Origin of the sequence: Streptomyces sp. GC420 (assembly GCF_009916105.1) — a bacterium.
Classification (GTDB): domain Bacteria; phylum Actinomycetota; class Actinomycetes; order Streptomycetales; family Streptomycetaceae; genus Streptomyces.
The window spans coordinates 1-8,523 of record NZ_JAAAXQ010000345.1 but is presented as its reverse complement, the minus strand read 5'-3'; the positions used below and the strand labels follow the sequence as shown (position 1 = coordinate 8,523).

Annotated in this window: 5 protein-coding genes and 2 pseudogenes; 5 read left to right on the top strand and 2 right to left on the bottom strand. The window is 72.9% G+C overall.

What is annotated here, in order from left to right:
- Positions 1-165: 165 nt before the first annotated feature.
- Positions 166-2,013 carry a serine hydrolase domain-containing protein gene (locus tag GUY61_RS30490; RefSeq protein WP_166633479.1) on the bottom strand — a complete coding sequence of 616 codons (1,848 nt, stop codon included), beginning with the start codon at positions 2,011-2,013 and terminating at the stop codon, positions 166-168.
- A 210-nt stretch (positions 2,014-2,223) separates the two neighbouring features.
- Between GUY61_RS30490 and GUY61_RS30485 the strand changes: the two genes are divergently transcribed.
- From GUY61_RS30485 to GUY61_RS30475, 3 genes are read left to right on the top strand one after another with little or no spacing between them, the layout of a single operon-like run.
- A complete protein-coding gene (locus GUY61_RS30485) occupies positions 2,224-3,327 on the top strand; it encodes a nitronate monooxygenase family protein (protein ID WP_166633478.1) in 1,104 nt (367 codons plus the stop codon).
- Complete coding sequence (locus tag GUY61_RS30480) at positions 3,324-4,892, top strand: acyl-CoA synthetase (RefSeq protein WP_313896945.1); 1,569 nt, start codon at positions 3,324-3,326, stop codon at positions 4,890-4,892. Before GUY61_RS30485 ends, GUY61_RS30480 begins: the two co-directional genes overlap by 4 nt.
- 55 nt (positions 4,893-4,947) lie before the next feature.
- A complete protein-coding gene (locus GUY61_RS30475) occupies positions 4,948-6,561 on the top strand; it encodes an acyl-CoA synthetase (RefSeq protein WP_166633477.1) in 1,614 nt (537 codons plus the stop codon).
- Here the strand turns inward: GUY61_RS30475 and paaK are convergent.
- Entirely contained in the window at positions 6,546-7,859 is a 1,314-nt protein-coding gene (gene paaK, locus GUY61_RS30470) for a phenylacetate--CoA ligase PaaK (RefSeq protein ID WP_166633476.1), read from the bottom strand. The genes GUY61_RS30475 and paaK overlap by 16 nt on opposite strands.
- A 234-nt stretch (positions 7,860-8,093) precedes the next feature.
- Here paaK and GUY61_RS40695 point away from each other — a divergent pair.
- A pseudogene (locus GUY61_RS40695) lies at positions 8,094-8,360 on the top strand (alpha/beta fold hydrolase); the annotation flags it as partial.
- A 34-nt stretch (positions 8,361-8,394) separates the two neighbouring features.
- A pseudogene (locus GUY61_RS40690) lies at positions 8,395-8,523 on the top strand (2,3-diaminopropionate biosynthesis protein SbnA); the annotation flags it as partial.

Sequence of the window (8,523 nt, the reverse complement as noted above, 5' to 3'; positions counted from 1 at the left end):
GACGACCAGCAGGCCGGCGAGCGTCGGCGGCGCCGGCCTCCGCCTCCGCTGCGAGGTGGCGCAGCCGGGCCTCGGCGCCGCCGCCGACGGGGGTGTCGAAGGCCGGCCCCTCCGCCCCTCCGCGGCCCGCCCCTCCGCGGACCGCCGCCCGTCCGCGCGTCGCGCTCAGTCGGCGGACTCGGCCCAGCCGTTGGCCTCGATGCGGGCGGCGTCACGCGGGCGGGAGCCGTCGAAGACGGCGTGCCGCCCGTCGAGCACGCGGATCCCGTCGGCGTACACGCCGCGGCCCACGTAGAGCCGGTCGGTGACGTAGCGCCAGCGCAGCCGCAGCGGCTTGCCCGTCCACGCGGTCAGGCCGGCCTCCAGGCGGTGCCACGCGCGCCCGGACCAGCCGCTCAGGGCGCCGTCCGGGTGCTGCCGCGGCTCCCCGTCCTCGCCCGTGGTCGTGAAGGGCACCGGCTGCCAGGAGCCGCCGTCCTCCTCCGCCGAGGCCTCCAGCACGAGCCGGTCGGCGCCGGGTTCGGTGTCCCACCACAGGGAGCAGCACAGGCGTGCCCGCCGCCCCGTGACGGTCAGCGCGGGCAGGGCGAGGGTGGCCGTGGTGCCGCCCGCCATGCCGGAGAACCAGGCGGTGCGGCCGCGCGCCGGGCGCACCGGCACGGCGCGGGCCAGGTGGTCGGCGGCGGCCACCCGCGGGGCGCTGCCGGAGCGCCAGATGCGCACGGGATGCACGGAGTTGCCGAGCACGATCAGGAAGGAGTCGGTGGTCGGGTCGAGGACGAGAGAGGTGCCTGTGAATCCCGTGTGGCCCGCGGTGCGCGGAGTGGCCATGGCACCCATGTACCAGTGCTGGTAGAGCTCGAAGCCGAGGCCGTGCTCGTCGCCGGGGAAGGCGGAGTTGAAGTCGGTGAACATCAGCTCCACGGACTCCGGGCGCAGGATCCGGGCCCGGCCGTAGGCGCCACCGCTCAGCAGGGTGCGGCAGAGCACCGCCAGGTCCCAGGCCGTGGAGAAGACCCCGGCGTGCCCGGCGACGCCGCCGAATCCGTACGCGTTCTCGTCGTGGACCTCGCCCCACACCAGCCCGCGGTCCAGCCCCGACCAGGGCGGCCGCGCGTCCTCGGTGGCGGCGATCCTCGGCCTCCAGGCAGCGGGCGGGTTGAAGCGTGTGTCGCGCATTCCCAGGGGCGCGGTGATCTCGTCGTGGAGCAGGGTGTCGAGCGTCCGGCCGGCGACCCGTTCCAGCAGCAGCTGAAGCGTGATCAGATTGAGGTCGGAGTAGAGATAGGCGCTGCCGGGAGGACTGACGGGCTTCTCGTCCCAGAGGAGCCGCAGCTTCCCCTCCCGGTTCGGCTCCCGGTAGAGGGGGAGCCAGGCGCGCAGACCCGAGGTGTGGGTCAGCAACTGCCGCACGGTGATGTCCTGCTTGCCCGCGGCCCCGAACTCCGGGAGGTACGAGGCGACGGCGGCCTCCAGACGCACCCCGCCGCGCTCGATCTGCTGGACCGTCAGGATCGAGGTGAACAGCTTGGAGACGGACGCCAGGTCGAAGACGGTGTCCCGGGCCATCGGGATCTGCTCGCCGGACGGGAACTCGATGCCGGTGTCGGTCTGCTCGTCGTACGCCCGGTAGCGCACGGCCATGCCGATCGGCTCGTGCAGTGCCACCGTCGCGCCGCGGCCGGCGAGCAGCACGGCTCCCGCGTACCAGGGCCGGCGGGGGGAGTCGCCGAGGAACTCGCGGGCGTCGGCGACCAGCCGGTCGAGATGCCCGGCGAGCAGCCCCGCCTGCCGCGGGGTGCCGCGGCGCAGCGTCGCCGTGCGGGCGGAGGCGGGGCGGTGACCGCCGTCGGCGCCCGTGGCTGCCGCGCTCGCGGGAATCGGGCCGATCATCAACGCACCTCCCAGGGCCAGGAGCCCGCTGCCGAGCCGGCGGCGGCCGATCCCGGCGCCCGTTCCGGGCCCCGTGCCGGCCGTCCCGTCCCGTTCCTCGCCGGGCGAGTCCGCAGTCATCCCCCACCCTCCCTGAAAGAATCCTTCGCACCTTCGCGCAACACGTGGAACTTTCTTACCGGCGCGCGCGGTCGTCAAGAACGCCCGTGGCGGACGCGCCCGCCGGTCCGCGGTGCGCCCGCCCGTGCCGCGCACCCGGGCGGGCAAAGAATCTGACGCAGCATCAGAAAATGTCTTCCCTCAGTACTCACGCTGCGGCATCCTGCGCCCATGGAGACGGAGCTGAGCAAGCAACTGGGCATGGAGCACGCCATCTTCGGCTTCACGCCGTTCCCCGCCGTGGCCGCGGCCATCAGCAGGGCCGGCGGGCTGGGAGTGCTCGGCGCGGTCCGCTACACCGCGCCCGGCGAGCTCGCGCGCGACCTCGACTGGATGCAGGAGCACACCGGCGGCAGGCCCTACGGCCTCGACGTCGTCATGCCCGCGAAGAAGGTGGAAGGGGTCACCGAGGCCGAGGTCGAGGCCATGATCCCCGAAGGGCACCGGAAGTTCGTCAAGGACACCCTCGCCAAATACGACGTGCCCGGGCTGCCCGAGGGCGAGGCCTCCGGCTGGCGCATCACCGGCTGGATGGAGCAGGTCGCCCGCAGCCAGCTCGACGTGGCGTTCGACTACCCGATCAGGCTGCTCGCCAACGCCCTCGGCTCTCCGCCCCCCGACGTGGTGGAACGCGCCCACGGGCGCGGCATCCGGGTCGCCGCGCTCGCCGGCAGCGCACGGCACGCCCGGCACCACGCCGACGCGGGCATCGACATCGTCGTCGCCCAGGGCTACGAGGCGGGCGGCCACACCGGGGAGATCGCCTCCATGGTGCTCACCCCCGAGGTGGTGCGGGCCGTGGACCCGCTGCCCGTCCTGTGCGCCGGAGGGATCGGCAGCGGGGAACAGGCCGCGGCCGCCTTCGCCCTCGGCGCCCAGGGGGTCTGGCTCGGCTCCCTGTGGCTCACCACCACGGAGGCCGAGCTGCACTCCCGCGCGCTCACCGCGAAGCTGCTGGCCGCGGGGTCCGGCGACACCGTGCGCTCGCGCGCCCTGACCGGGAAACCGGCACGCCAGCTGCGCACCGGGTGGACGGACGCCTGGGACGATCCGGACGGGCCGGGAACCCTGCCGATGCCCCTGCAGGGTCTGCTGGTCGCCGACGCCGTCTCCCGCATCCAGAGGTACGAGGTCGAACCGCTGCTCGGCACCCCCGTGGGTCAGATCGTCGGGCGGATGAACTCCGAACGTCCCGTCCAGGAGGTCTTCGACGACCTCACCCGGGGCTTCGAACGCGCCATCGACCGCGTCAACCGCGTCGCCGGGCGGGGGTGACCGCCTTGATCCCGGTCGACCCCGCGCACAACGGCTTCTGGGCCCAGGCAGCCGCCGACCCCACCCGCACCGTCCTCGTCGCGCCCGACGGCGAGGAGTGGACCGCCGGACGGCTGCACGCGGCGGCCAACCGGCTCGTGCACGGACTGCGCGCGGCGGGACTCGGCACCGGTGACGCCTTCGCCGTCGTCCTGCCCAACGGTGTCGAGTTCTTCACCGCGTACCTCGCCGCGGCCCAGGCCGGTCTCTACATGGTGCCGGTCAACCACCACCTGGTGGGCCCCGAGATCGCCTGGATCGTCTCCGACTCCGGGGCGAAGGTCCTCATCGCGCACGAGCGGTACGCGCAGGCGGCCACCGCCGCCGCGGACGAGGCCGGGCTCCCCGCGAGCCACCGGCACGCCGTCGGGGAGATCCCCGGCTTCCGCCCGTACGCCGACCTGCTCCAGGGCGGGCCGCAGACCCCGCCGGCGGACCGCACCCTCGGCTGGGTCATGAACTACACGTCGGGCACCACCGGGCGCCCGCGCGGCATCCGCCGGCCGCTGACCGGCAGGACGCCCGAGGAGTCGCACCTCGGGGGCTTCCTCGGCATCTTCGGCATCAGGCCCTACGACGCCAACGTGCACCTCGTCTGCTCACCGCTCTACCACACCGCCGTCCTGCAGTTCGCGGCCGCGTCCCTGCACCTCGGCCATCCGCTGGTGCTCATGGACAGGTGGTCGGCCGAGGAGATGCTGCGGCTCGTCGAACGGCACCGCTGCACCCACACCCACATGGTCCCCACCCAGTTCCACCGCCTCCTCGCCCTGCCCGAGGAGGTGCGCACGCGCTACGACGTCTCCTCGATGCGGCACGCGATCCACGGCGCCGCACCCTGCCCCGACCATGTGAAACGGGCCATGATCGGCTGGTGGGGCCACTGCGTCGAGGAGTACTACGCGGCCAGTGAGGGAGGCGGGGCCTTCGCCACCGCCGAGGACTGGCTGAAGCGGCCGGGCACCGTCGGCAAGGCCTGGCCGATCAGCGAACTCGCCGTCTTCGACGACGAGGGCAACCGGCTGCCCGCCGGTGAACTCGGCACCGTGTACATGAAGATGCGCACCGGCGGCTTCTCGTACCACAAGGACGAGGACAAGACCCGCAGGAACCGCATCGGAGACTGGTTCACGGTCGGCGACCTCGGACTGCTCGACGAGGACGGGTACCTCTTCCTCCGCGACCGCAAGATCGACATGATCATCTCGGGCGGCGTCAACATCTATCCCGCCGAGATCGAGGCGGCCCTGCTCACCCACCCGGCCGTCGCCGACGCGGCCGCATTCGGCATCCCGCACCCGGACTGGGGAGAGGAGGTCAAGGCGGTGGTGGAGCCCGCCGAGGGGCACCTGCCGGACGAGGCCCTGGCGGCGGACATCCTCGCGCACTGCGGGCGGCGGCTGGCCGGCTACAAGCGGCCCAGGAGCGTGGACTTCGTCGGGGCGCTGCCCCGCGACCCCAACGGCAAGCTCTACAAGCGCCGGCTGCGTGAGCCGTACTGGGAGGGACACGAACGGCCGCTGTGACCGCCGGGCCCGCCGAGGCTTGACCCCGGTGGCCGGGCCCCCGATGATCACGCCCATGACAGCGAAGTCAGCAGCACACCTCAGTACCGTCGACGGGATGCTGCGGCGCAGCGCCCGCCGCGTCCCGGGCCGCACCGCGCTCCACTACGCCGACCGGAGCTGGACCTACGCCGAACTCGACCGGGCCGTGTCGGCCGCGGCGCGGGTCCTGAGGGAGGCGGGACTGCGCCCCGGGGACCGGGTCGCGGCCTACGGGCACAACTCGGACGCGTACGTCATCGGATTCCTCGGCTGTTCCCGCGCCGGGCTGGTGCACGTGCCCGTCAACCAGAACCTCACCGGGGACGACCTGTCCTACATCCTCGGGCAGTCGGGCAGCGCGCTCGTCCTCGCCGACCCCGACCTGGCCGGACGCCTCCCCGGGGGCACACGCGTCATGGCGCTGCGCGACGCCGAGGGCTCGCTGCTCGACCGCCTGGACTCCGCCCCGTACGACGGCGAGGACGGCGGCGCCGAAGGCGCCGAGCACGTCCCGGACGCCGAGGACCTGGTGCAGCTGCTGTACACCTCGGGCACCACCGCCCTCCCCAAGGGGGCGATGATGACCCACCGCGCCTTCGTCCACGAGTACGTCAGCGCCATCACCGCCCTGGACCTGAGGGAGACCGACCGGCCGGTCCACTCCCTGCCGCTCTACCACTCCGCCCAGATGCACGCGTTCCTGCTGCCCTACCTCGCGGTGGGCGCGGAGAGCACCATCCTCGAGGCACCCGACGCCGTGAAGATCTTCGACCTGGTGGAGGCGGGCCGCGCCGACTCGCTGTTCGCGCCGCCCACGGTGTGGATCGGGCTGTCCAACCACCCCGAGTTCGCCACCCGCGATCTCGGCGGCCTGCGCAAGGCGTACTACGGGGCCTCGATCATGCCGGTGCCGGTGCTGGAGCGGCTGCTCGCCCGGCTGCCGGAGCTGGCCTTCTACAACTGCTTCGGACAGAGCGAGATCGGGCCGCTGGCCACCGTCCTGCGGCCCGAGGAGCACGAGGGCCGGATGGACTCCTGCGGGCGCCCCGTGCTCTTCGTCGAGGCGCGCGTCGTCGACGGGTCGGGCGAGGACGTGCCCGACGGCACCCCCGGCGAGGTGGTCTACCGCTCGCCGCAGCTGTGCGAGGGCTACTGGGACAAGCCGGAGGAGACCGCGGAGGCATTCAGGGACGGCTGGTTCCACTCCGGTGACCTTGCGGTGCGTGACGCCGGGGGCTACTTCACGGTGGTCGACCGGGTGAAGGACGTCATCAACTCGGGCGGGGTGCTGGTCGCCTCCCGGCAGGTCGAGGACGTCCTCTACACCCACCCGGAGGTGGCGGAGGCGGCGGTGATCGGCCTGCCCGACGACCGCTGGATCGAGGCCGTCACCGCCGTCGTCGTGCCGCGCGGCGAGGTGGGGGAGGCGGAACTGCTGGAGTACGCGCGGGAGAAGCTCGCCCACTTCAAGGCGCCGAAGCGGATCCTGTTCGTGGACGAGCTGCCGCGCAACGCCAGCGGAAAGATCCTCAAGCGCGAGCTGCGGGACGTCTTCACCCCGCCGGACGGTCCGGGCGGTGCCGGCGGTCCGGCCGGCGCGGGCGACACGGACGGTCCGGCCGGCGGGGGCGGTCAGACAGCGTCCTGACCGCCCTTGGGGTTCCTGAGGTCCACGATCCTCCTGATCTTGCCGACCGAGCGCTCCAGCGTCTCCGGGTCCACCACCTCGACCGACACCGAGACGCCGATGCCGTCCTTGACCGCCCTGGCGATCTCGCGCGCCGCCTCCGCCCTGTCCCCGGCGGAGGCGTCCGCGCGTGCCTCGGCCCGTACGGTCAGGGCGTCCAGCCGGCCCTCGCGGGTCAGCCGCAGCTGGAAGTGCGGGGCGACGCCCGGTGTGCGCAGCACGATCTCCTCGATCTGGGTCGGGAAGAGGTTCACCCCGCGCAGGATCACCATGTCGTCGCTGCGGCCCGTCACCTTCTCCATCCGGCGGAACACCCGGGCCGTGCCGGGCAGCAGCCGGGTCAGGTCCCTGGTGCGGTAGCGCACCACCGGCATGGCCTCCTTGGTCAGTGAGGTGAACACCAGCTCACCCCGTTCCCCGTCCGGCAGCGGCTCGCCGGTGAACGGGTCGACCACCTCCGGGTAGAAGTGGTCCTCCCAGATGTGCAGTCCGTCCTTGGTCTCGACGCACTCCTGCGCCACACCGGGACCGATCACCTCGGAGAGGCCGTATATGTCGACAGCGTCGATCGCGAACCGGTCCTCGATCTCCCGGCGCATCTCCTCCGTCCACGGCTCGGCCCCGAAGACTCCCACCCGGAGGGAGGTCGAACGGGGATCGACGCCCTGGCGCTCGAACTCGTCGAGCAGCGTCAGCATGTAGGACGGCGTCACCATGATGATCTCGGGGCGGAAGTCCTGGATCAGCCGCACCTGGCGGGCCGTCATGCCGCCGGAGGCCGGGATCACGGTGCAGCCGAGCCGTTCGGCACCGTAGTGCGCGCCGAGCCCGCCCGTGAACAGGCCGTAGCCGTATGCCACATGCACCTTGTGGCCGGGCCTGGCGCCGGCGGCGCGCAGTGAACGGGCCACCATGTCCGACCACATGTCGAGGTCGCGCTGCGTGTAGCCGACGACCGTGGGCCGGCCCGTCGTTCCGCTGGAGGCGTGGACGCGCCGTACGTCGTTCTGCGGGACGGCGAACATCCCGAAGGGGTAGTTGTCGCGCAGGTCGGCCTTGGTGGTGAACGGGAACCGGGCCAGGTCGGCGAGTGTGCGGCAGTCCTCGGGGCGCACCCCGGCCCCGTCGAAGGAGCGCCGGTAGAAGTCCACGTTCTCGTACGCGTGCCGCAGGCTCGCGCGCAGCCGTTCCAGCTGCGCCGCCGCCAGTTCCTCCCGGGTCAGCCGCTCACCGTCGTCGAGCACAGCCGTCGTCGTCATGCAGTTCCACCGCCTCAGCTTCAGCCGACCGATCGTTCGGTGGATCAGTTATTCATCCACCGCGCACGCCCGTCAAGAAGCGTGCAGGGTGATTGATCCGCCCGGCGGCGGGAGGGCGCCGCCCCCCCCACGCCCGTGCCGGTGCGGGGCGATGCGGCGGGCCGTGCGCGCTGAGACGTTTCTCCTGTCGCGGGCGGCTGCCCCGGAACCGGGCGGGCGATTAGCGTGGCCTCCATGGATGGGTACACGACTGTGAGGGCCAACGGACTCGACCTGGCCTACCGCGTGTTGGGCGACCCCGGCGCCCCGGCGCTCGTGCTGCTGCACGGCAGGGGCGGGGAGAGCGGAAACTGGGACGGCGTCGCGGAGGAGCTCGCCGAGTCCCGCCGGGTGTACGCCGTCGATCTGCGCGGGCACGGCCGCAGCTCCTGGCCCGGTACGTACTCCTTCGAGCTGATGCGCGACGACGTACGGGCCTTCCTCGGCGCGCTCGGAGTGGAACGGGCCGATGTGGTGGGCCACTCCATGGGCGGCGCGGTGGCGCCGGCGGGTGCGGATCGTGGCGGTGGACGCGGCCGGCTCGGTGACCTTCGGCGGGAAGCCCGGTCGCCGGCTGATTCCCGGTCTGGGCACCAGCGTCCGTCCCTCTCTGCTCGACGAGTCC